Here is a 23,617-nt window from a genome sequence, read left to right as displayed (position 1 = left end):
GACGGGGAAGCCGTACGGCCGGACGGCGGCCGGACCCGGGGGTCCGTACGAGCGCCCGCGGCGGGCTGGGCGCGGGAAGGGTTTCGGGCCCCGGGCCCGGACGGGCGAGAGGTGCCCGGGACGGGAGGGGCGGCCGGTCCGCGTCGGCGGGCCGGGGCCGGGTCACCCGTCCTCGTCGGCGGGGGTGTGCCGGCCGCGGAAGCGGCGGCGCTCGGCGGGCGGGACCTGCGGCGGGGAGTCGGCGAGCCGGACCACCGGGTCCTCCGGGCCGCCCTCCCGCCCCGCGACCACCGGCTTGGTGGCGCGGGCCGCCTTGGCCCGGTACTGGGCGGCGTCGGCGAGCCGGAACAGCCGGCGGGCGGACCGTACCGGGCCGATCGGGTCGCCGGTCGAGGCGACGCCGCAGGCCACTCCCTCGCCCAGCTCCAATTCCGCGGCGCGGCGGCAGAGTTCGTCGGCGACCTGGACCACCTCGTCCGCCTCCGAGCCCACCTCCAGCAGGCAGAACTCGTCCCCGCCCAGCCGTGCCACCAGCGCGCCCGGCAGCATCGCCCCGCACCGGGAGAGGACCGAGCCGAAGCGTTCCAGCAGCCGGTCGCCGACCGCGTGCCCATGGGTGTCGTTGACCGCCTTGAGCCCGTTGAGGTCACACACCACCAGGCTCACCACCGTGCCCTGGGTGCGGTGCGCCTCCAGCGCCTCGTCCAGCCGCATGTCCACCGCCCGCCGGTTGCCGAGCCCGGTCAGCGGATCGGTGAACGCCAGCCGGCGGGCCTCCTCCAGCCGCTCGGTCTGGGCGATCCCGGCGGCCGTCACCGCCGCGAGCACGGTGGCGAAGTCGGCGTCGGCGCGGTCGAACACCGGCCGCCCCGCCGCCCGCGCCACGTACAGCTCGCCCCAGGCGCGGCCGCGCAGCACGATCGGGGCCACCACACAGCTGTCCCGGCCGCGCCGCCGCAGCGCGGTCACCCTCCCCCAGCTCCGGCCCGGCCGGGGGTACCCCCAGGGGGGCACTCCCGGCGGGCGGTCCGCCCCGGCACCGGGGCCGCCGCCGGCGGGCGGCGCACCGGACCGCTCCACCCAGGCGTGCGGCTCGCCGCCGCGCGCCCACTGCTCGTGGAGGAACTCGGCGATCTCCGGGAACTCGCTCACCGGGTACCACTCGTCCTCCGGGAACTCCTCCTCGCCCTCCGCCAGGTCCCCGACGTTGACCAGGACGCGCAGCCGTCCCCTCTCGCGCTCCCAGACCGAGACGGCGGCGAAGTCGCCGCCGAGGGCGTCGCGTGCGCGGACCGCCGCCGAGCGCACCGCCTCCTGCGGGGTGTGCGCCGCCGCCATGGCCTGCGCCAGCCCCACCACGGCTCTCAGCCGCGCATCGCCCTCGCCCGTCACCGCGCCTCGCATTCCGTCGCCGTGCGCGACCACGTCCACGGCGCGCATCCGCGTCATCCAGCGTAGGAACGTTCGGCCGGTTCCGCCTTCCACCGGTCCGGCCGGCTGCCGCCGTCCCGACCGGCGTACCGGCGCCCGTCCGCGGGCCCCGGCCCGGCCGGTGCCCACCCGCGCGGGGCCCCGGCGTCACCGTCCGGGGCGGACGTCCGCCCGCGCAGGAGCGCCTAGCCTGCCAGGCGCCCGGCGGCGCCCCGCCGCCACCCCCGGCCCGTACCGCGCACCGCCCGCCGCACGCTCGCCGGGAAAGGGCCGGCGGCCCGGCTCCCGGCCGGCCCGGTGACCGTCACGCCACGGGCCGGGGGCGTGTCATGGCTCCGGACGCGCCACGGTCCCCCGCCACCGACCCGGACCCGGTACCGAGACCAGGGCCGGCCGCGGTCGGGGCGGGGGACCGGGTGCCAGAGGACCGCCGGCCCGGGAAGGCCGTGCGCCCGGGGTCCGACGAGCCGGGGTCCCGGGGTCCGGGAGCCGGGGTCCCGGGGTCGGGGAGCGGAGGAGCCGGGGCCGGAGGAACCGGCGACCGCCCGCAGAAGGGCCGGGGCTCGGAGGAACCGACGGCCGGAAGAACCGGAGTCCCGGAAGGGCCGGTGGCGCGGGACCGGCCGCGCCCAGGGTGAGCGGCCGGATGACCGGCGGGGTACGCGGTGCCGCGGCGGCCGGGGCGACCGCCGCGGCCGGCCCGCCCCGGGGTCACTCCCCCGGCCAGTCCGGGGTGCGCTTCTCGTTGAAGGCGGCGACGCCCTCCGCCCGGTCCCCGGAGAAGGCGACCGTCCGCCAGGCCGCGTCCTCCACCTCCAGACCGGTCCGCAGGTCCAGGCCGTGGCCCAGGCGCAGCGCCCGCTTGGCGGCGCGCAGGCCCACCGGCGAGTTCGCCGCGATCCGGCCGGCCAGCTCCAGCGCCTCGGCCCGGTCCGCGCCCTCGGGCGCCAGCTGGTCCACCAGGCCCAGGGCGAGGGCCTCGTCGGCGCCCACCCGGCGGGCGGTGAAGATCAGCTCGGCGGCGCGGGCCGCGCCCACCCGGCGGGGCAGCAGCTGGGTCCCGCCGCCCCCGGGCAGCACGCCCACCGAGACCTCCGGCAGCCCCACCACGGCGGTCGGGTCCGCGACGATGATGTCGCAGGAGAGGGCCAGCTCGAAGCCGCCGCCGAGCGCGTAACCGTGCACCGCCGCGATGGTCGGCATCGGCAGTTCCAGGACCCCGGTGTACGCGGAGCGGGCCAGCGGGCGCTGCCGCAGCAGCTCGGCGTCGCTGAACGAGTTGCGCTCCTTCAGATCCGCGCCGACGCAGAAGGCCCGCTCGTGGGTGGAGGTGAGGACCACCGCGCGCGCCGAGGTGTCCCCGGCCAGCTCCGCACAGGCCGCGGCGATCGACCGGGCCATCTCGGAGGAGACCGCGTTCATCGCCTTGGGCCGGTCGAGTACCAGCTCGGCGACGTGCCCGTGCCGCCGTACGCCGACCCATTCGCCGAACCGCTGTTCCGTCATGCGCCCTCCCGGAGCCGGTGTTAACGATCGTTGACCGGATCATCGCAGGCGGGCCGGTACACCCGCCAGGGGTGCCGGTCACGACGGTGTACGGTCCCGCCCGCCGCGGGGCCAGACACCCCGCGCCGTCCGGCCCGCCCGCGTCGTACGTCGAAGGCGGCGGGGGGCAGCACGCCCGTGCGGACGGGCACACGACCGCGCGTCGTCGGCGGACGAGGACACCCGGCCCGGCCCACACCCGGGCCGCGCGGGCGTACGCGCCGCACGCACAGGCCGCGGCATCCCCCGCGGTCCCCTCGCACGCGTGCCCGGCGGCGTCCGCCGTACACCCGCATCCGGCCGGGGATCCGGCACCGGCCACCGGACGGACGCCGCCGCGCCCCGACGGTCCGGCGACCCGCTGGCACAAAAGGACGGGCGGACGGACGGTCGGGCCGACGGTGGACGAAGGAACAGGGGACAAGCGGACGGGCGGGCCGGCTGCGCCCCGCGCCCCGAGCCCCTCCCGGGCGGCACCCCGGCCCCGGGCGTACGAGCGCCCCCACAGCCCGGCACCCCGGCACCCGAACGACCCCGCACCCCGGCACCCGAACGACCTTGCAACCCGGCAACGGGCCGGCACGGAAGCCACCACCACTCAGGCATCCCGGCAACCGGCCGAGGCGGACACCCCCGCCACACACCCACCCCGGCAGGGGCCGTCCCAGCCCCCAGCCAAGCGTCAGGCACACCGTCCACCGGCCGCACGCTTCCCGTCCACCGGTCCGCCTCCACCCGCCCGCCCCGGCGGGCCGCGGGTCAGCCGCGGCGGGTGAGCAGCCAGGGTTCGACGATGCCCAGGCCGCGGACCGGGCGCTGCCACATCGGCTGGAGGGCGAAGCGGTAGCCGGGCGGCTGTTCGCCGCGCTTCTCCGCCTCGGCCGCGGCCTCCGCCGCCTCGGCCTCGGAGACCGGGGCGTCGCCGGTGCGGGTCAGTTCCTCGGCGAGGGCGCCGTCCACCAGCACCGCGTCCTTGGGGGCTATCGAGGTGAGCCGGGAGGCGAGGTTGACGGTGGTACCGAAGACATCGCCCATCCGGGTGGTGACCGTGCCGAAGGCGATGCCCACCCGCAGCTCCGGCATGGTCTCGTCGTTCGCCATGGTCTCGATGAGCCGCAGGCCGATCTCGGCGGCGGTGCCGGCGTCGTCGGCGGAGTACAGCACCTCGTCGCCGAGGGTCTTGATCAGCCGGCCGCCGTGCGCGGCGACCAGGTCGGCGGCGGTGGTCTCGAACGCCTCGACCAGCTCGCCCAGCTCCTCCTCCTCCAGGCGCCGGGTGAGCCGGGTGAAGCCCACCAGGTCGGCGAAGCCCACGGCGAGCCGCCGGTCGACCATCTCGGCGTCGTCCTGGGCCTGGATCACCCGGCCGGTCGCGGCGGCGAGCTGCCGGCGGTAGACGTAGACGAGGAACTCCTCCAGCTCCGGCAGGAGCAGTTCGACCAGCGGGTAGGCGATCTCGGTCCGGGTCATGCCGGTCTCCTGGGGCTCGGTCAGGCCCTCCAGGAAGGAGTCGATCTGCCAGTCGGCCAGCCGGGCGGTGGTCTGGCCGGTGGAGCGGGCCACCTGGATGGCCATCGGCTCGCTGAGCAGCCCGGCCTCGACCAGACCGGCGAGCCGGCGCAGCGCCAGCACGTCCGCCTCGGTGAGCGCCTTGGCCTGGCCGATGTCGGCGAACCCCATCGCGTGCCAGAAGCGGGTGGCCCGGTCCACCGAGACGCCCGCGCTGCGGGCCGCCTGGAAGGGGGTGTACCGCCGCTCGGCGCCGAGGATCAGCTGTTCCAGGCGGAGCGCGATGGAGTCCTCGTCGGCTCCGTCCGCGTCCGCGGCGTCGCCGCTCTCCCCGCTCTCCCCGCCGTCGCCGCCGTCTGTGCCGCCGCCCCCGCCGGGGCCGGTCCGGCCGCCGTCGGCCGGGCCGGCGTCAGCGGTGGCGGCGTCCGGTGCCGCGGCGCCCGGGTCCACCCCGTCGCGGTCCGCGCCGCCGTCGCCGCTCACCGCCCGCCCCCTGTCCGAGTCCTGCGCACTGCCCTTCCGCTTCCTCTTCCGGTCCTCCGGACACGCCGGACCGCCGGTCACGACTCGCCGTCTCCCGTCCGAGCTGGACGGACCGCCTCAACGATACGGCAGGTGTGCCGTAGCTCACTCTCCGGCGGAGGCGGCGCGCAGGTGCACGATGTCGCCCGCGGCCACCGATTCGTGCGCTCCGTCGGCCGTGGCGATGACCAGCCGGCCGTCGCCGTCCACCGCCACCGCCTCGCCGACCGTGGCGCGCCCGCCGGGCAGCTCGGCGCGGACGGTCCGGCCCAGGGTCGCGCAGCCCGCGGCGTACGCCTGCTGGAGGCGGCTGGCGGACGGGTCGCCGCCGGTCTCCCGCCAGCGGCCGTACCACTCCTCCAGCGAGCGGAGCACCGCGCGCAGCACCGGGTCGCGGTCGACGTTGGCCGCGCCGGCCAGCGCCAGCGAGCCCGCGGTGGGCACCGGCAGCTCGTCGGCGCGGAGCGAGACGTTGATGCCGACGCCCAGCACCACGGCGTCGCCGGCGCGCTCGGCGAGGATGCCGCCGCACTTGCGCTCCACGGGGGCCGGCACCCGCCCCGGCCCGGCGCCGGTGTCCGGGGTGGAGGTCAGCAGGACGTCGTTGGGCCACTTGAGGGCGGTGTCCACGCCGGCCGACCGGGAGAGCGCGGTGGCGGTGGCGACCCCGGCGAGCAGCGGCAGCCACACCCAGCGCTCGGCGGGCACCCGGTCGCCGGGCCGCAGCAGCACCGAGAAGAACAGCCCGGACCGCGGCGGCGCGGACCAGTTCCGGTCCAGCCGGCCGCGGCCGGCCGTCTGCTCCTCGGCGATCAGCACCGTTCCCTCGGCCGCTCCCCGCACCGCGGCGGCCGCCAGGTCGGTGTTGGTGGAGCCGGTGGCGGGCACGACCTCCAGGGAGGTCCACAGGCCGCCCGGCCGGATCAGGGCCCGGCGCAGGGCCGTGGCGTTGAGCGGCGGGCGGTCCAGGTCGGACCACCGGCCGCCGGGGGTGTCGGAAGGGCTCATACGGGCCAGCCTAGGCTCAGGAGGTGTGGCCAACGACGCAGTGCCACGGCGGGGCCCCGCCGATACGCTACGAGCCGGTAGCCGAGGTCACCCACCCGGACAACCCCGTACCAGCATGGTCGAACACGCCTGTGAGGTTGCGAACGCCCCCGAACCGCCCCGGAATCCGCGCGGCGCCCGGAACACCCCGGGCCGCCCGTACCCCCGTCCGGACCGCACATCCCGTACGGCCCGGACGCCCGTAGGTCTTGACCCCCTGACCATCCCGGACCACCGGGAAGTCGCCGGCAGCGGCGGCGTGGCCCCGCGGCCGCACCGCCCACCGCGGCCGGCCCGCTTCCCCGGTCCTCATCCAGTCCGCCCCCGAGGACGAGCAGGAGCCGCATCCCGATGTCCGAGCCGGAGATTGCCCCCGACAACAGCCAGAGGTGCCACACCACCGCGGGGAAGCTCGCGGATCTGCAGCGCCGCATCGACGAGGCGACCCACGCCGGGTCCGCCCGGGCGGTGGAGAAGCAGCACGCCAAGGGCAAACTGACCGCCCGTGAGCGGATCGCCCTCCTCCTGGACGAGGGGTCGTTCACGGAGCTGGACGAGTTCGCCCGGCACCGCTCGACCAATTTCGGTATGGACCGGAGCCGCCCCTATGGGGACGGCGTGGTCACCGGGTACGGCACCATCGACGGCCGCCCGGTCGCGGTGTTCTCCCAGGACTTCACGGTCTTCGGCGGGGCCCTGGGCGAGGTGTTCGGCCAGAAGATCGTCAAGGTGATGGACTTCGCGCTGAAGACCGGCTGTCCGGTCATCGGCATCAACGACTCCGGCGGCGCCCGTATCCAGGAGGGCGTCAGCGCCCTGGGCCTGTACGGGGAGATCTTCCGCCGCAACACCCACGCCTCCGGGGTGATCCCGCAGATCAGCCTGGTGGTCGGGCCGTGCGCGGGCGGCGCGGTCTACTCGCCGGCGATCACCGACTTCACCGTCATGGTGGACCAGACCTCGCACATGTTCATCACCGGCCCGGACGTGATCAAGACGGTGACCGGCGAGGACGTGGGCTTCGAGGAGCTGGGCGGGGCCCGTACCCACAACGCCACCTCCGGCGTCGCGCACTACATGGCGTCGGACGAGAAGGACGCCGTGGAGTACGTCAAGGCGCTGCTGTCCTACCTGCCGTCGAACAACCTCTCCGAGCCGCCGGCCTTCCCCGAGGAGGCGGACCTGGAGGTCACCGACGACGACCGGGAGCTGGACACCATCGTCCCGGACTCGGCGAACCAGCCGTACGACATGCACAAGGTCATCGAGCACGTGCTGGACGAGGGCGAGTTCCTGGAGACCCAGCCGCTGTTCGCGCCCAACATCGTCACCGGGTTCGGCCGGGTCGAGGGCCACCCGGTGGGCATCGTCGCCAACCAGCCGATGCAGTTCGCCGGCTGCCTGGACATCGACGCCTCGGAGAAGGCCGCCCGGTTCGTGCGGACCTGTGACGCCTTCAACGTGCCGGTGCTGACCTTCGTGGACGTGCCGGGCTTCCTCCCGGGCACCGACCAGGAGTACAACGGCATCATCCGGCGCGGCGCCAAGCTCATCTACGCCTACGCCGAGGCCACCGTCCCGCTGATCACGGTGATCACCCGCAAGGCGTTCGGCGGCGCGTACGACGTGATGGGATCCAAGCACCTGGGCGCGGACCTGAACCTCGCCTGGCCCACCGCCCAGATCGCGGTGATGGGCGCGCAGGGCGCGGTGAACATCCTGCACCGCCGCACCATCGCGGAGGCCGAGGACCCCGAGGCCACCCGTGCCCGGCTGATCGCCGAGTACGAGGACGCCCTGCTCAACCCGTACGTGGCGGCGGAACGCGGGTACATCGACGCGGTGATCATGCCCTCCGACACCCGGCGCCACATCGTGCGCGGGCTGCGGTCGCTGCGGAACAAGCGGGAGGCGCTGCCGCCGAAGAAGCACGGCAACATCCCGCTGTAGGCGCCGCCGGCGCGCGGTGCCGCCGGCGGGTGGTCCGCCGTCCCGCCCGGCGGCCCCGCGCGCCCCGCGGCACGGGTGCCCCCGCAGGGGATCTCCATAGGGTCTCCGTAGGGATCTCCGTAGGGGATCCCGTAGAGGCGTCTCGTAGGGGTTCTTCGTGAGGGAATCCCCCTGGGGACGTCGTAAGGGTGCCCTGTCAGGGCATACCCGTAGGGGCGCCTCCGCAGGGGGCGCCTGCCGCCGCGCACCGCCCGCGGGGGCGCCTCGGTCCACGGCCGGACCCCTCCGTACGGCGGCACCACCACGACACCACGTCCGTCTCCAGAAAGGGTTGTTCCCATGATCAAGGTTCTCCGTGGCAACCCCACCCCCGAGGAGCTGGCCGCCGCACTGGCGGTGGTTCAGGCCCGCGCGGCGGCCGTCACCGCCGCCGCGCCGGGACAGCGGGTACCGGACGAGTGGGCCGACCCGGCCCGGACCATCCCCGGCAACCGGGTCCCGCACCCCGGACCGCACTCCTGGCGCAGCTCCGCCGGGCGGGCACCGTGCTGGCGGTCGCCGTGCTCATCGCCCTGGTGCTGCTGAGCGCGCCCTGACCGCACTCCGCGGACCGCGACGCCACCCGATCGCGCGTCCGGGGGCGACGCCACCCGCCGGGACCGTCCGTTCACGAGAGCGACGTCCGCCGTGCAGCGGGCGGTGCGTCACCGGACCTGGCCGTGGCGCCGGGCGCGGGCACCGCGGCCCGGCCCCGATTTGGCCGCGGGGGCGCCCCGGCCCGATCATGGTGGCGGGGTGGACCGCCCGCCCGGTCACGGAGACGGCCCGGCCCGCCTCCGACGCGGGGACGGCCCGGCCGGGCCGGCGTCCGGGGCCGGCGACGGGTCCGGGTCCAGGGACGGACCGGGTGTCCGGGGCCCGGGAACCGGTCACACCGTTTCCGCCTCTTCCACTCCGCAGTACCGCCGAGTCCTCATCTCACGCCGCCGCGGCGGCCCCGCCGGGGCGGCCCGCCCGGCAGCAGGGAGCCGCACGCCGATGAACCGACCGATACGCCACATCGCCGTCTTCTCCGGTCTGCTCGTCCTCGCCTTGCTGTTGCGCACCACCTGGCTGCAGTTCCACCGCGCCGAGGCGCTCGCCGACCACGACCGGAACTTCCGCGTGAAGATCGACGCGTACGCCCAGCCACGCGGGGACATCATCGTCGGCGGGCGTCCCATCACCGGTTCGGTGAAGACCGGCGGCATCAACTTCGCGTACAAGCGGGTCTTCAAGCAGGGCGAGATGTACGCCCCGGTCACCGGCTACTCCTCGCAGACCTACGGCGCCAACCACCTGGAGAAGCTCAACGAGAAGCTGCTCAGCGGCACCGACGACCGCCTCTTCCTCCAGCGCACCCTGGGCATGTTCACCGGCGACAAGCGGCGCGGCGGGGACGTGGTGACCACCATCAACCCCAAGGCGCAGAAGGCCGCCTTCGAGGGGCTGGGCGACCGGACCGGCGCGGTGGTCGCCATCGAGCCGGACACCGGCAAGATCCTCGCCCTCGCCTCCACCCCGTCCTACGACCCGTCCGACTTCGCCGGCAGCTCCGACAAGGACGTGGCCGCCTGGGACCGGCTGCAGAAGGACAAGCGGAAGCCGATGACCAACCGGGCGCTGAAGGAGGTCTATCCCCCCGGCTCCACGTTCAAGGTCATCACCGCGGCGGCGGCCCTGGAGAACGGCAAGTACTCCGACATCGACGCGCCCACCGAGTCGCCGGACCCGTGGACGATGCCGGACACCAACCGGGTGCTGCCCAACCACAGCCCCACCGCGCCCTGCAAGAACGCCTCGCTCAACGTCGCCATGCAGCACTCGTGCAACAACGTCTACGGCAAGGTCAGCGCCGACCTTGGCAAGGACACCATGCGGGAGACGGCGGAGAAGTTCGGGTTCAACGACCCCGAGGTGGACACCCCGGTCCGCGCCGCGGAGAGCGTCTTCCCCGAGGAGATGGACCGCCCGCAGACCGCGATGTCCGGCATCGGCCAGTCCAGCGTGGTCGCCACCCCGCTCCAGATCGCGATGATGACCGCCGCGGTCGCCAACGATGGCACCCTGATGAAGCCGTACCTGGTCGAGGAGTTGCGCGACGCCGACCTGGACACCGTCGAGAAGTACGAGCCCCAGGTGATGTCCGAGGCCGTCTCCGAGGAGACCGCCGCCAAGCTGCAGAAGATGATGGAGGACACCGCCGAGAAGGGCACCGGACGGCCGGGCCGCATCCCCGGCGTCACCGTCGGCGCCAAGACCGGTACCGCCCAGCGCGGCGTGGACAACAGCATCCCGCCGCTGGCCTGGTTCATCTCCTACGCCAAGAAGGGCGACGGCTCCCCGGTCGCGGTGGCGGTGATGATCGACCCGGACGACAGCATCCCGCGGGACCAGATCTCCGGCGGCGGGCTGGCCGGGCCGATCGCCCAGAAGGTCATGCGGGCGGTGCTCGCCGACTGACGCCCCGCCGGGGACGGCCCGCGCCCACGCCAGGGCTGCGGCGGGCCGGTGCCGCGGCGAGGGGCGGGCCCGGAGGGCCGGCCGGCCGGGGACGCGGTCCGGCGGCGCCGTCCGCCGGGTCTCCCTGGGGCCCGGCCGGGCCGGTACCTGGCCCCGGCCGGCCCCTGCCGCCCCGCCGCGCGCGCCCCCCACGCCGCCCGGCGGGCCTTCGTCACCGGGCGCCCTCCGCGCCACCGGGTGCCCCTTCCCGCCGTCGGACGACCCCCTACGCTGGGGCACATGACCGACCGCCGCACCGTCATCCTCGCGTCCGCCTCCCCCGCCCGGCTCGGCCTGCTGCGCCAGGCGGGACTCGACCCCCGGGTGATCGTCAGCGGGGTGGACGAGGACGCCATCACCGCCGACACCCCCGCCGAACTGGCCCGGCTGCTGGCCGAGGCCAAGGCCACCGCGGTGGCCGCCCGCCCGGAGGCCGCGGGCGCCCTGGTGATCGGCTGCGACTCGGTGCTGGAGCTGGACGGGCGGGCGCTGGGCAAGCCGGCCGACGCCGAGGACGCCACCGCCCGCTGGAAGGCGATGCGCGGCCGTTCCGGGGTGCTGCGCACCGGTCACTGCGTCATCGACACCGCCACCGGCCGGCGGACCTCCGCCTCCGCCGCCACCACGGTCCGGTTCGGCGAACCCTCCGACGCGGAGATCGCCGCGTACGTGGCGAGCGGCGAGCCGCTGCACGTCGCCGGCGCCTTCACCCTCGACGGCCGCTCGGCACCGTTCATCGACGGCATCGACGGCGACCCCGGCAACGTCATCGGGCTGTCGCTGCCGCTGCTGCGCCGCCTCCTGGCCGAGCTGGACACCGCCATCACCGACCTGTGGGCGCCGTCCGGCGCCTGACGCGCCGTGGGGCCGGTGACCGACAACCGGTGCCCGGGGGCCGCACGGCCGCCCTGGCCGAGGCGGGGACCCGTGACCGGGAGCCGGTGACCACGAACCGGGGGGCCGGTGATCACACGCCGGTGACCGTGTCCGCGGAGTCCGGGCCGGGGGCCGGCGACCCGGCCACGGGACGGCCGCTCAGGGGCGAGCGGCCCCCGCCCGGGGCCACGTCCACGGAATGAGACGGCTCGTACGGCCCTCCGGGCCCGTTCCGGGGCCCCGGGAACCGTCGCCTCCGCCCGGCTCAGGCGGGCGCCGGACCGGGGCCGTGCGCCGCCGGGGAGCCGTCCTCGGGGGCCGCCGCGGGCCCGTCGCCGGGCAGGTCCCCGTCGTCGTATGCCAACAGCGCCAGCACGATCAGGCCGAGCACCACCATGAGGACCGCGAACGCGCCCCAGCCCACCAGTCCGACGGTCAGCGCGCCCAGCACGCCGTGCACCACCGCGCAGCTGATGAGCACGGTACGGGCGAACCGGCCCGGGGCCCGGTCGCGTACCGCGGCGCGCAGCAACAGGCCCGCGCAGGTGAGCAGATAGAGGCCGAACACGCCGCCCATGGCCCAGGTGGCGGCGGACATCGCGTCCGGGTCCACGCCACCCATCGACATCTTCTGACGGTTCACCATCAGGCCCAGGACCCAGTTGAGCAGCGCGATGCCGACGGCCTCGGCCACCAGCACCACCGCCGCGACCACGGCCACCGGTCTGCGTCCCACCGAGCACCACCCCCGTCCCTCGCGGTCCCGTCGGCGCACCCCGGTGTTACCCGCGGTATGGCGCCATGACACCGCGCACCGTACCCGCCGCCACCCCCCGGCCGACAAGAGCCGGGACCGACCGGGGGGCGCGACCACCGGCGGGTGGCGCGGCGGCGGCGCGACCGGAGGGCAAAGATTCGGTGCGCCGCTTATAGGAACCCCACAAAGAAACATCGACAGTGGTCCGAGGTGCGGACCGAGACCTTGACCACATCCGGGACCGCCGTGGAACCGCGGAACCCCGGCGTACCGTGGGTCGACAGGGGATTTCGCCCGCGGCGTGCGACCCGTTTCACCCTCCGTGTGGTCAAGCTCACCACCGGAGTCTCCTCGGCGCGAAGTGTTGCCCGTACCTAAACTCTTGGCTTGTTTCAAGGAGGGAGCCATCGTGCGCAAGGTGCTCATCGCCAACCGTGGCGAAATCGCTGTCCGCGTTGCCCGTGCCTGTCGGGATGCCGGGATCGCGAGCGTGGCTGTGTACGCCGATCCGGACCGGGACGCGGTGCATGTGCGCGCGGCCGACGAGGCGTACGCGCTGGGTGGTGACACCCCGGCGGCCAGCTATCTGGACATGGACAAGGTGCTGGCGGCCGCGGCGGAGTCGGGTGCGGACGCGGTGCACCCGGGGTACGGGTTCCTCTCCGAGAACGCGGAGTTCGCGCAGCGGGTGCTGGACGCGGGGCTGATCTGGATCGGTCCGCCGCCGCAGGCGATCCGGGACCTGGGTGACAAGGTCGCCGCCCGGCACATCGCCCAGCGTGCGGGTGCGCCGCTGGTGGCCGGTACCCCGGACCCGGTCTCGGGTGCGGAGGAGGTCGTGGCGTTCGCGCGGGAGCACGGGCTGCCGATCGCGATCAAGGCCGCGTTCGGTGGCGGTGGGCGCGGGTTGAAGGTCGCCCGGACCCTGGAGGAGGTCCCGGAGCTGTACGACTCCGCGGTGCGCGAGGCGGTCGCCGCCTTCGGGCGCGGTGAGTGCTTCGTGGAGCGCTACCTGGACAAGCCCCGGCACGTGGAGACCCAGTGCCTGGCCGACACGCACGGCAACGTGGTGGTGGTCTCCACCCGCGACTGCTCCCTGCAGCGCCGTCACCAGAAGCTGGTGGAGGAGGCCCCGGCCCCGTTCCTGACCGAGGAGCAGAACGCCCAGCTGTACCGCGCCTCCAAGGCCATCCTGAAGGAAGCCGGGTACGTGGGCGCCGGCACCGTCGAGTTCCTCGTCGGCGCGGACGGCACCATCTCCTTCCTGGAGGTGAACACCCGCCTCCAGGTGGAGCACCCGGTGACCGAGGAGGTCACCGGCATCGACCTGGTGCGGGAGATGTTCCGGATCGCCGACGGTGAGGAGCTGGGGTACGACGATCCGCCGGTGCGCGGGCACTCGTTCGAGTTCCGGATCAACGGTGAGGATCCGGGGCGGAACTTCCTGCCGGCGCCGGGGACGGTGTCGCTGTTCGCGCCGCCGTCGGGTCCGGGGGTTCGGCTGGACGCGGGGGTGGAGTCGGGCAGTGTGATCGGCCCGGCGTGGGACTCGCTGCTGGCGAAGCTGATCGTGACCGGTGCGACGCGGCAGCAGGCGCTGCAGCGGGCGGCGCGCGCGCTGAACGAGTTCCGGGTGGAGGGCATGGCGACCGCGCTGCCGTTCCACCGCGCGGTGGTCACCGACCCGGCGTTCGCCCCGGCCGAGGGCGCGTTCTCCGTGCACACCCGGTGGATCGAGACCGAGTTCGTCAACGAGATCCCGCCGTTCGCGGCTCCCGCCGGGGACGACGCCGAGGGTGAGGCGCAGGCCCGGGAGACCGTGGTGGTGGAGGTCGGCGGGAAGCGGCTGGAGGTGTCGCTGCCGGCGTCGCTGGGGGTGGCCACCGCGGGCGCGGCCGGTGCCGCCGGCGGGCGGAAGCCCAAGCGGAAGGCGGCCAAGCGGTCCGGCCCGGCCGCGTCCGGCGACGCGCTGGCCTCCCCGATGCAGGGCACCATCGTCAAGGTCGCCGTCGAAGAGGGCCAGCAGGTCGCCGAAGGCGAGCTGATCGTGGTCCTGGAGGCGATGAAGATGGAACAGCCGCTCAACGCCCACCGCGCCGGCACCGTCAAGGGCCTCACCGCCGAGGTCGGCGCCTCCATCTCCTCGGGCTCCGTCATCTGCGAGATCAAGGACTGAGCCCGCTGCCGCCCGGTCGTCCGGCGGCGCAGGACATCCCCGAGGGCCCCGGCCGGTTCCCCACCAGGAACCGGCCGGGGCCCTCGCGCACACCCCGGCCCGTCCGGAGCCTCCGCCACGGCGGGCCACCGGCCCCATCCGTCCCCGGCCGACCCCGACCCCGCGGCGGCGCCGGCCCGACCCCGACCCCGTCCCCGCGGCGCCGGCCCGGCCCGGCCCTACGGCGGCCGGGGTGAGCCGGTGCCCGCCGTGAGCGCCCGGAACACGCCCCCAGCCCGCGGGACCCGCTCCTCGTCCACAGGCCTCCGTTCCGGACCCGAGTGCGGACACTCCCGCCCCACGGGCTCCCACCGGCCGTCGCCCGGCCGGTCCGTTCCCGGATGGCATGCTTGAGTCGGGGCCGGGCCCACCGGGCCGGCGGAAGGAGAGGGACCGGCGATGACGGCCGAGGCGGCACAGGGATACGACGTGCGGTCCGCGCGGCCGAAGCGCGCCGACGCCCGCCGCAATTACGAGCGGCTCCTCGCCGAGGCCCGGACCGCCTTCACCGAGCACGGCACCGACGTCGCGCTGGAGGACATCGCGCGCCGCGCCGGGGTGGGCATCGGCACCCTGTACCGCCACTTCCCCAACCGCACCGCGCTGATCGGCGCCGTCTTCTACGGCGAGCTGGACGCGCTGCTGGCCCGCTCCCGGGAGCTGGCCCGGGCGCCGCAGCCGTGCCGTGCGCTGATCGACTGGCTGCGCGCCGTCATCGACCACGCCGGCACCTACCGTGGGCTGTCCCGCGCGTTCCTCTGCGCGGCCGCGGAGGGGAGCGCCGAGCTGACCCGGTGCAGCGAACCGATCCACCGGGCCGGCAGCGCGCTGCTGACCCGTGCGCAGCAGGCCGGTTCGGTCCGGGCCGACGTGGAGATCGCCGATCTGATGCAGCTCACCAACGCCATCGCGCTGGCCGTGGAGCAGTCACCGGGCGACCCCGGGCTCGCCGACCGGTTGCTGACGCTCACCTTCACCGGCCTCAAGGCCCGCTGACCACTCCGGTCCGGGGTGCCGGCGCGCCCCCGCGGATTCCCGCGTACGCACGGGGATCGGCGTGCGAACGGGCATCGGCGTACGGCCGGGCGTCGGCGTACGGCGGGACCGGATTCCGGCGTACCACCGCGGGCTCCGGGCCCCGCGGGCCGGGCCCGGCCGCCGCCGGGGTCTGAACGGCGGCGCGGGGCGTCGGCGGCCTGCCGGACCCGGCGGCCCTCCGGGCCCAGCGGTGGCGCGGAGGCCCGGCGGTGACGCGGAGGCCCGGCGGCCATCGGCCCGGTGCCGTGCCGGGACTCAGCGGCGGCGGGGGGCGAGGTCGGCGATCCGGCCGCCGTCGAGTCGTGCGGTGTCGCCCCGGCCACCGTCCACCAGGGGTGCCCCGGCGCGGAGTTGCGGGCCGCCGCCCGGCCCCGGTGGCTGGTGGTTCCGGCGCTGGCCGGGCAGCGGCATGCCGTCCTCCGCCGCCGCCCGCCCGGTGGGGTGCGGGCCGGGGGCGTGCCGGGGCTGGGGTCTGCCCGTCCCGCCGGCCTCGGCACCGGGCCCGCCGGCCGTGCCGGCTCCGCCACCCGTACCGGCGGGTCCACCGCCGGTGCCCGTGCCGGCCACGGTGATCTGCACGCCCTGGTCGGCCAGCGCCTGCAACTCGGTGCCGGCCCGTTCGTCGTGCGCGGGCGGTTCGTCGGTCACCAGCCGGGTGATCAGCTCGGTGGGCACGGTCTGGAACATGGTGTCGGTGCCCAGTTTGGTGTGGTCGGCCAGCACCACGACCTCGGACGCGGCCTGGACCAGGGCCCGGTCCACACTGGCGGAGAGCATGTTGGAGGTGGAGAGCCCGCGTTCGGCGGTCAGGCCGCTGCCGGAGAGGAAGGCGCGGGAGACCCGGAGCCCCTGGAGGGACTGCTCGGCCCCGCTGCCGACCAGTGCGTAGTTGGAGCCGCGCAGGGTGCCGCCGGTCATGACCACCTCGACCCGGTTGGCGTGCGCCAGCGCCTGGGCGACCAGCAGCGAGTTGGTGACCACCGTCAGGCCCGGGATCCGGGCGAGCCGGCGGGCCAGCTCCTGCGTGGTGGTGCCGGCCCCGACCACGATGGCCTCGCCCTCCTCCACCAGGCCGGCGGCGAGGTCGGCGATGGCCGTCTTCTCCGCGGTCGCCAGGTGGGACTTCTGCGGAAAGCCGGAGTCCCTGGTGAATCCGCCCGGCAGTACCGCACCGCCGTGCCGGCGGTCGAGCAGTCCTTCTGCCTCCAGCGCCCGCACGTCCCGCCGTACGGTCACTTCTGAGGTCTGGACGACGCGGGCGAGCTCCCGGAGCGACACCGCTCCGTTGGCCCGCACCATTTCAAGGATCAATTGACGACGTTCTGCAGCGAACACAGAACTGACAGTAACGCCAACGACCATCTGGTTTCAGCAGCTTGCACCAAATATCAGAAGTTGTTCGTTCCCGAACACGCGAAGTGGTATAAGGGCCGTCACCGGACATCCTCGGTCCTCCGTGGCCCCGCCGCCCGCCCTCCCGCCGGCGCCCGCACGGCCCTTCCCGCGCCCGGCGGAACGACGACCGCGCGGTCCCGGACCGCCCCGGACGCGCGGCCGGCCCGGCCGGCCCGCGGGCGCGCGCCGGCGACTCGGCGGGGTACGCGGTACACGTGAGCGGTCCACCCGACGGGTGACGCGCCCGGCGGCGGACGGCCACCGACCGGGTACGCGCCGGCGGCCGGCCGGATCCGCGCGCGGCGGCCGGCCGGGTACGTGCCCGGCAGCAGTGGGTACCTGCCCGGCGGCCGGCCGGAGGCAGCGCGGGAACGCGCCCCCGCCGGCCCGCCGTCAGCGCTCGCTCTGCGTCTTACGGGTGTGCAGCTGCCGCGCCACCTCGGCGATCGAGCCGGAGAGCGACGGGTAGACGGTGAAGGCGTTGGCGATCTGCTCGACCGTCAGGTTGTTGTCCACCGCGATCGAGATCGGGTGGATCAGCTCGCTGGCGCGGGGGGCGACCACCACGCCACCGACCACGATGCCGGTGCCCGGACGGCAGAAGATCTTCACGAAGCCGTCCCGGATGCCCTGCATCTTGGCGCGCGGGTTGCGCAGCAGCGGGAGCTTGACCACCCGGGCGTCGATCTTGCCGGCGTCCACGTCCGCCTGCGAGTAGCCGACGGTGGCGATCTCCGGGTCGGTGAACACGTTCGCCGAGACGGCCTTGAGGTTGAGCGGGGTGACCGCGTCGCCGAGGAAGTGGTACATCGCGATCCGGCCCTGCATCGCGGCGACCGAGGCGAGCGCGAGGACACCGGTGCAGTCACCGGCCGCGTAGACGCCGGGCGCGGTGGTCCGGGACACCTTGTCGGTCCAGATGTGCCCGGACTCGCGGAGCCGGACGCCCGCCTCCTCCAGGCCGATGCCCTCGGTGTTGGGGATGGAGCCGACCGCCATCAGACAGTGCGTACCGGTGATCACCCGGCCGTCGGCGAGCGTCACCTCCACCCGGTCCCCCACCCGCTTGGCGGCCTGGGCCCGGGAGCGGCCCATGACGTTCATGCCGCGCCGCCGGAAGACGTCCTCCAGCACCGCGGCGGCGTCCGGGTCCTCGCCCGGCAGCACCCGGTCGCGGCTGGAGACCAGCGTGACCCGGGAGCCCAGCGCCTGGTACGCGCCGGCGAACTCGGCGCCGGTGACGCCGGAACCCACCACGATCAGCTCTTCGGGCAGCTCGTCGAGGTCGTAGACCTGCGTCCAGTTGAGGATGCGCTCGCCGTCCGGCTGGGCGTCCGGGATCTCCCGCGGGTGCGCGCCGGTGGCGATCAGCACCGCGTCGGCGACGAGCGTCTCCTCGCTGCCGTCGGCGGACCGCACCACGACCTCGCGGGAGCCGTCCGCGGCCTGCCCGGGGGCCAGTCGGCCCCGGCCGCGCAGCACCCGGCCGCCGGCCCGGGTGACCGAGGCGGTGATGTCGTGCGACTGGGCGAGGGCGAGCCGCTTGACCCGGCGGTTGACCTTGCCGAGATCGACCCCCACCACCCGGGCTGCCTGCTCCAGCGGCGGCGTGTCGTCGGCCACGATGATGCCCAGCTCCTCGTACGAGGAGTCGAAGGTCGTCATGACCTCGGCCGTGGCGATCAACGTCTTCGACGGCACGCAGTCGGTGAGCACCGACGCACCGCCCAGACCGTCGCAATCGACGACGGTCACCTCCGCGCCGAGCTGGGCGGCCACCAGTGCCGCCTCGTAGCCGCCGGGTCCGCCACCGATGATCACGATCCGAGTCACAAGCTCCATTGTCCCGCACCCATCAAGATGACTCCGCCCGGGGCCCTCGGTGGGCCGTGGGCACGAGCGTCCGTCCGGTTTTCGTATGAATCTCTCTTCGAGCCTGCCACCTCTGAGGCCGATCCGCCGCACTCCCGTACCCTCGGAGCCATGTCGCTCTACGCCGCGTACGCCGGCAACCTCGACGCGCGGCTGATGTCCCGCCGCGCACCACACTCCCCGCTGCGCGGCACGGGCTGGATCTCGGGCTGGCGGCTCACCTTCGGCGGTGAGCAGATGGGCTGGGAGGGGGCGCTGGCCACCGTCGTCGAGGACCCCACCTCACAGGTCTTCGTCGCGCTCTACGACATCGCCCCGATGGACGAGGACTCCATGGACCGGTGGGAGGGCGTCGGGCTCGACATATACCGCCGGGTGCGGGTGCGGGTGCACACCCTCGACGGCGACCTGACCGCCTGGCTCTACGTCCTCAACGGCTACGAGGGCGGCCTCCCGTCGGCCCGCTACCTCGGGGAGATCGCCGACGCCGCCGAGTCGGCCGGCGCCCCGCACGACTATGTGATGGAACTGCGCAAACGGCCCTGCTGAACCCTCTCGGGGCGGGGGCCGGCACGGCGGGTCCGGCCGGGACGCGGGATCGGGATCGGGATCGGGATCGGGATCGGTACGCCGGGCGGGCCGGGCCGCCGGCGGGTGCCCGGGGCGGACACGGGTGCCTGACCGGCCCGACCGATGCGGTTGTGGTGCGCCGGGGCCCGCCCGGGCGGCGCACGGGTCCCGGACGGCCCCGGACCAGGGCTGACGCGCCGGTCCCGGGTGACGCGGGAGCCGAACCGGTCCCGGACGGCCCCGGCGCCGGACCGGTCCCGGGCCCGGGCCCCGTAGGTCCGGGTGGGGTCCCGGAGCCCGGACCCCATCTGTTCGGGTGCGGCCCGAGCGGCCCGGACGGCGGCCGGGGCCCCACGAGCGCCCCCGGTGGTGCCGGCCGCACGGCCGGTGGCCCGGCCCGTGCGGGCCGGCGGCCGACGCTCGCCGGACGTACCCGCCAGGGGCGCGCCGGACGCACGCCGGGGCGCACCGGATCCGGCCGACGTACAACCGCGAATCACAACGATCCGAACATGTCCCCCGGAACTTCTACGCGCGTAGGTAATTTTTGGCTACCCTCATGCGCGTGAACGCATCTGCTACCCCGGACAGCCAGGGCGACCCCTACACCGCCGCCGCCGACGCCGCCGCGCGACTGCGTGAGCTCACCGGCGCCGAGACCCACGACGTGGTGCTGGTCATGGGATCGGGCTGGGTCCCCGCGACGGACGCCCTCGGTACCCCTGATCACGAGTTCCCGGTCACCGAGCTGCCCGGCTTCCCGCCCCCGGCCGTGGCGGGGCACGCGGGCATGGTCCGCTCCTACACGATCAACGGCAAGCGGGTCCTGGTGTTCCTGGGCCGCACCCACTACTACGAGGGGCGCGGTGTCGCCTCCGTCGCGCACGGCGTCCGCACCGCCGTGGCGGCGGGCTGCCGGACCGTGGTCCTCACCAACGGCTGCGGCGGCCTGCGCGAGGGCATGCGGCCGGGCCAGCCGGTGCTGATCAGCGACCACATCAACATGACCGCGACCTCCCCGATCGTGGGCGCCAACTTCGTGGACCTCACCGACCTGTACTCGCCGCGGCTGCGCGAGCTGTGCCGGCAGGTCGATCCCACGCTGGAGGAGGGCGTCTACCTCCAGTTCCCCGGCCCGCACTACGAGACCCCCGCCGAGATCCGGATGGCGCGCACCATCGGCGCCGACCTGGTGGGCATGTCCACCACGCTGGAGGCCATCGCGGCGCGCGAGGCGGGCGCCGAGGTGCTGGGCATCTCCCTGGTCACCAACCTCGCCGCGGGCATGACGGGCGAGCCCCTCAACCACGCGGAGGTCCTCCAGGCCGGCCGCGACTCGGCAGCCCGGATGGGCAGCCTGCTGGCGAAGGTGCTCGACCGCATCTGAGGTCCGCACCGCCGGGCGCACCGCGGATGACCACCGCGGACCGTCCCGGCAAGGACGCCCGCACCCGGCGGGAGCCACCGGTGCCGCCCGGCGACCGGCCCACCATGGCCCCGGTCGCGTACCCCGGCCCCGGGGAACTCCGGCGGCCACGCGGCCGGCCCGGTAGCCGAGGGACCGGAGGCGACCGTTCCGGTGCGGACCACGGGGGCCGACGGCCGCCGGACGCCACGCCGACACGCGTCCGGTGGCCCCGCCCGGCCGACCCGCCGCGAGCCGGGTTCCGGTACGGGTGCGGCGCCGGCCGGGTCCCGTCCGGCGCGCGGTGACCGGCCCGCCCCTTCTCGTACCGCCGCCGCGTCGTCCGTCCCGCCGGGACCGGTACGGACGGCCCGGGACCGGTAGGCCGCGGGGCGGGTACGCGTCCCCGGCCGGCACCCCGACCACAACCGCGGCGGCCCGGGTCGGGGCCGCACAGAGGACGGGCCCGGGGTGAGCGAGACGCCGGCGGCGAAGGCCGTCCCGGGAACCGGGGCGTCACCCGCCCGACGCCTCACCGGCGCACCACCCGACGCGCCGGCGGATGCACGGACCGGAGCCATCCGGCCCCGGCCGCGTGCGGCACACCGGCCCGGCGGCGACGGCACACCCGTCCCGCCCGCGCCCGCCTTCGCCCGGACACGGACCTGGTGCCCGGACACGGAACGGCGCCCGGGAACGGACCGGTGTCCGGGAACCGACGGCCCGTCCGGGTACGAACCACCGCCCCCGGTGTACGGACCGGCGCCCCGGGGTACCGGAAGCCGGCCCGGTCGGCCCGGTACCGGGACCCGTACCGCGCCGGGGAACGGCGATCACAGCACCCGAACACCCGCGGCCGGCACACCCGCCGCACCGGCCCCGCCGGTCCCCGCCCGGGTACGCCGGCCCACCCGACCCCGCCGGGCGGGCCGGCACCCGATACGGCACCGTGGTGTCCGGGTCGGGGCCGGACCGACCCGTCCGGTCGGGTCCGGCCCGTCCGTCCGGCATCCACGTCCCGGCCCGCCGGGCACGACGTACCCCGCACCACCCCGCTCGACCACGCCCGCGCGACCCGCACCCGCCGCAGCCACCACACCGCCACATCCGCCACTATCCGAACCTTCCGGAGGAGCCCCGTGGAGTCCGCACTGTTCGACCGTGCCCGCACCTGGCTGGCCGAGGACCCCGACCCCGACACCCGTGACGAACTCGCCAAGCTGCTGGAGGCCGGGGACGCCGAGGAGATCGCCGCCCGCTTCGGCGGCACCCTGCAGTTCGGCACCGCCGGTCTCCGCGGCGAGCTGGGCGCCGGGCCGATGCGGATGAACCGCGCCGTGGTGATCCGGGCCGCGGCCGGCCTCGCCGCGTACCTGCGGAACCAGGGGCAGGCCGGCGGGCTGGTCGTCATCGGCTACGACGCCCGGCACAAGAGCGCCGACTTCGCGCGCGACACCGCCGCGGTGATGGTGGGGGCCGGGCTGCGGGCGGCGTTGCTGCCGCGGCCACTGCCCACCCCGGTCCTGGCCTTCGCCGTCCGGCACCTGGGCGCGGTCGCCGGGGTGGAGGTCACCGCCAGCCACAACCCGCCGCGCGACAACGGCTACAAGGTGTACCTCGGTGACGGCTCGCAGATCGTGCCGCCCGCCGACGGCGAGATCGCCGCGGAGATCGCCGCCGTCGCCTCCCTCCACGACGTCCCGCGCGCCGACCGGGGGTGGCAGACCCTGGGCGAGGAGGTGGTCGAGGCGTACCTCGCCCGTACCGACGCGGTGCTCACCCCGGGCTCGCCGCGCGAGGTACGGGTGGTCTACACGCCGATGCACGGGGTGGGCCGCACCACGCTGACCGCCGCCTTCGCCCGCGCGGGCTTCCCGGCCCCGGTGGTGGTGGACGCGCAGGCCGACCCGGACCCGGACTTCCCGACCGTGGCCTTCCCCAACCCCGAGGAACCGGGCGCCATGGACCTGGCCTTCGCCACCGCGCGGGCGGTCGGCCCGGACCTCGTCATCGCCAACGACCCGGACGCCGACCGCTGCGCCGTCGCGGTGCCCGCCCCGTCCTCCGAGGCGGGCTGGCGGATGCTCCGGGGCGACGAGGTGGGCGCCCTGCTCGCCACCCACCTGGTGCGCACCGCCGCCACCGGCACCTTCGCCACCACGATCGTCTCCTCCTCACTGCTCTCCCGGATCGCCGGTTCCGCCCGGCTGCCGTACGACGAGACGCTGACCGGGTTCAAGTGGCTCGCCCGCGTGCCGGGGCTGCGCTTCGCCTACGAGGAGGCGCTCGGCTACTGCGTGGACCCGGACGGCGTGCGGGACAAGGACGGCATCACCGCCGCGCTGCTCATCGCCGAACTCGCCGCCACCTTGAAGGCGCAGGGCCGTACCCTCACCGATCTGCTCGACGACATCGCGGTCGAGCACGGGCTGCACGCCACCGACCAGCTCTCCGCCCGGGTGGAGGACCTGTCGCTGATCGCGGACGCGATGCGGCGGCTGCGCGAGAAGCCGCCGGCGGAGCTGGCCGGGCTGACCGTCACCTCGGCCGAGGACCTGAGCGAGGGCACCGGGTCGCTGCCGCCCACCGACGGACTGCGCTACCACCTCTCCGCCCCGCCGACGGCGGACGCGGCCGGTGGTGCCGGTGCCGGTGCCGGACGCGACGGGGTGAGCGGGGCCCGGGTCGTGGTGCGTCCCAGCGGCACCGAGCCCAAGATCAAGTGCTATCTGGAGGTCGTGGTCGAGGTGGCGACGCCGCACGACCTCTCGGTGGCCCGCACGGTGGCCGACTCGGTCCTGGCCGACCTGAAGACCGACCTGGCGGCAGCCGCGGGCCTCTGACCCCGCGGCCGGCCCGGTCCCGCGGAACTCCCGCCGGGGTCCCGGCCCCGGCGACCGCCCCGGCCCGGGGCGCCGCCCGCGGCCGGGCCGTGATCGCCGCA

The 23,617-nt window shown here is 75.5% G+C and carries 16 protein-coding genes; 9 read left to right on the top strand and 7 right to left on the bottom strand.

The features are described 5' to 3' along the window. Positions 1 to 162: 162 nt before the first annotated feature. From IHE55_RS18145 to IHE55_RS18130, 4 genes are all read right to left on the bottom strand, one after another. Entirely contained in the window at positions 163 to 1,404 is a 1,242-nt protein-coding gene (locus IHE55_RS18145) for a GGDEF domain-containing protein (protein ID WP_372442770.1), read from the bottom strand. Between the two features lie 738 nt (positions 1,405 to 2,142). Further along, positions 2,143 to 2,937: an enoyl-CoA hydratase/isomerase family protein gene (locus IHE55_RS18140; protein WP_197989979.1), complete on the bottom strand. Its 795-nt coding sequence runs from the start codon at positions 2,935 to 2,937 to the stop codon at positions 2,143 to 2,145. A gap of 798 nt (positions 2,938 to 3,735) precedes the next feature. Next, complete coding sequence (locus tag IHE55_RS18135) at positions 3,736 to 4,968, bottom strand: adenylate/guanylate cyclase domain-containing protein (protein WP_197989978.1); 1,233 nt, start codon at positions 4,966 to 4,968, stop codon at positions 3,736 to 3,738. 144 nt (positions 4,969 to 5,112) lie between these two features. Beyond that, positions 5,113 to 6,015 carry a biotin--[acetyl-CoA-carboxylase] ligase gene (locus tag IHE55_RS18130; RefSeq protein ID WP_197989977.1) on the bottom strand — a complete coding sequence of 301 codons (903 nt, stop codon included), beginning with the start codon at positions 6,013 to 6,015 and terminating at the stop codon, positions 5,113 to 5,115. Positions 6,016 to 6,405: 390 nt separating this feature from the next. Here IHE55_RS18130 and IHE55_RS18125 point away from each other — a divergent pair, with 390 nt between their 5' ends. The 4 genes from IHE55_RS18125 to IHE55_RS18110 all read left to right on the top strand — a co-directional run bounded on the left by IHE55_RS18125 (position 6,406) and on the right by IHE55_RS18110 (position 11,400). Beyond that, a complete protein-coding gene (locus IHE55_RS18125; protein WP_197989976.1) occupies positions 6,406 to 8,004 on the top strand; it encodes an acyl-CoA carboxylase subunit beta in 1,599 nt (532 codons plus the stop codon). Positions 8,005 to 8,343: 339 nt separating this feature from the next. Then, positions 8,344 to 8,589: an acyl-CoA carboxylase subunit epsilon gene (locus IHE55_RS18120; RefSeq protein WP_197989975.1), complete on the top strand. Its 246-nt coding sequence runs from the start codon at positions 8,344 to 8,346 to the stop codon at positions 8,587 to 8,589. A gap of 453 nt (positions 8,590 to 9,042) precedes the next feature. After that, positions 9,043 to 10,506: a peptidoglycan D,D-transpeptidase FtsI family protein gene (locus tag IHE55_RS18115; RefSeq protein WP_197989974.1), complete on the top strand. Its 1,464-nt coding sequence runs from the start codon at positions 9,043 to 9,045 to the stop codon at positions 10,504 to 10,506. A gap of 279 nt (positions 10,507 to 10,785) precedes the next feature. Next, on the top strand, positions 10,786 to 11,400 hold the full coding sequence (locus tag IHE55_RS18110) for a Maf family protein (protein WP_197989973.1): 615 nt from the start codon (positions 10,786 to 10,788) through the stop codon (positions 11,398 to 11,400). Between the two features lie 286 nt (positions 11,401 to 11,686). Here IHE55_RS18110 and IHE55_RS18105 read toward each other — a convergent pair whose 3' ends face one another. After that, positions 11,687 to 12,157, bottom strand: a complete 471-nt coding sequence (locus tag IHE55_RS18105) for a hypothetical protein (protein ID WP_307826724.1) — start codon at positions 12,155 to 12,157, stop codon at positions 11,687 to 11,689. Positions 12,158 to 12,587: 430 nt separating this feature from the next. On the opposite strand from IHE55_RS18105, the gene IHE55_RS18100 reads away from it, so the two are divergent. Together IHE55_RS18100 and IHE55_RS18095 are read left to right on the top strand one after the other, a co-directional pair. Then, positions 12,588 to 14,354, top strand: a complete 1,767-nt coding sequence (locus IHE55_RS18100) for an acetyl/propionyl/methylcrotonyl-CoA carboxylase subunit alpha (protein WP_197989972.1) — start codon at positions 12,588 to 12,590, stop codon at positions 14,352 to 14,354. Between the two features lie 438 nt (positions 14,355 to 14,792). Further along, positions 14,793 to 15,389, top strand: a complete 597-nt coding sequence (locus tag IHE55_RS18095) for a TetR/AcrR family transcriptional regulator (RefSeq protein ID WP_197989971.1) — start codon at positions 14,793 to 14,795, stop codon at positions 15,387 to 15,389. A gap of 297 nt (positions 15,390 to 15,686) precedes the next feature. Here the strand turns inward: IHE55_RS18095 and IHE55_RS18090 are convergent, their stop codons facing one another. Further along, a complete protein-coding gene (locus tag IHE55_RS18090) occupies positions 15,687 to 16,730 on the bottom strand; it encodes a DeoR/GlpR family DNA-binding transcription regulator (protein WP_232266506.1) in 1,044 nt (347 codons plus the stop codon). 489 nt (positions 16,731 to 17,219) lie between these two features. Further along, on the bottom strand, positions 17,220 to 18,668 hold the full coding sequence (locus tag IHE55_RS18085) for an NAD(P)H-quinone dehydrogenase (RefSeq protein WP_197989969.1): 1,449 nt from the start codon (positions 18,666 to 18,668) through the stop codon (positions 17,220 to 17,222). 141 nt (positions 18,669 to 18,809) lie between these two features. On the opposite strand from IHE55_RS18085, the gene IHE55_RS18080 reads away from it, so the two are divergent. The 3 genes from IHE55_RS18080 (at position 18,810) to IHE55_RS18070 (ending at position 23,516) form a co-directional block, all read left to right on the top strand. Next, on the top strand, positions 18,810 to 19,247 hold the full coding sequence (locus tag IHE55_RS18080; protein WP_197989968.1) for a gamma-glutamylcyclotransferase family protein: 438 nt from the start codon (positions 18,810 to 18,812) through the stop codon (positions 19,245 to 19,247). A gap of 586 nt (positions 19,248 to 19,833) precedes the next feature. Further along, on the top strand, positions 19,834 to 20,655 hold the full coding sequence (locus tag IHE55_RS18075) for a purine-nucleoside phosphorylase (protein ID WP_197989967.1): 822 nt from the start codon (positions 19,834 to 19,836) through the stop codon (positions 20,653 to 20,655). A 1,157-nt stretch (positions 20,656 to 21,812) separates the two neighbouring features. Continuing rightward, the gene (locus IHE55_RS18070; RefSeq protein WP_197989966.1) at positions 21,813 to 23,516 is read left to right on the top strand and encodes a phospho-sugar mutase; all 1,704 of its coding nucleotides are present in this window, start codon (positions 21,813 to 21,815) and stop codon (positions 23,514 to 23,516) included. Positions 23,517 to 23,617 lie beyond the last annotated feature (101 nt).

The sequence above is a fragment of the Streptomyces pactum genome (assembly GCF_016031615.1).
Classification (GTDB): domain Bacteria; phylum Actinomycetota; class Actinomycetes; order Streptomycetales; family Streptomycetaceae; genus Streptomyces; species Streptomyces pactus.
Note: the sequence above shows the minus strand (reverse complement) of the source record. Positions and strands in the feature narration are given on the sequence as shown.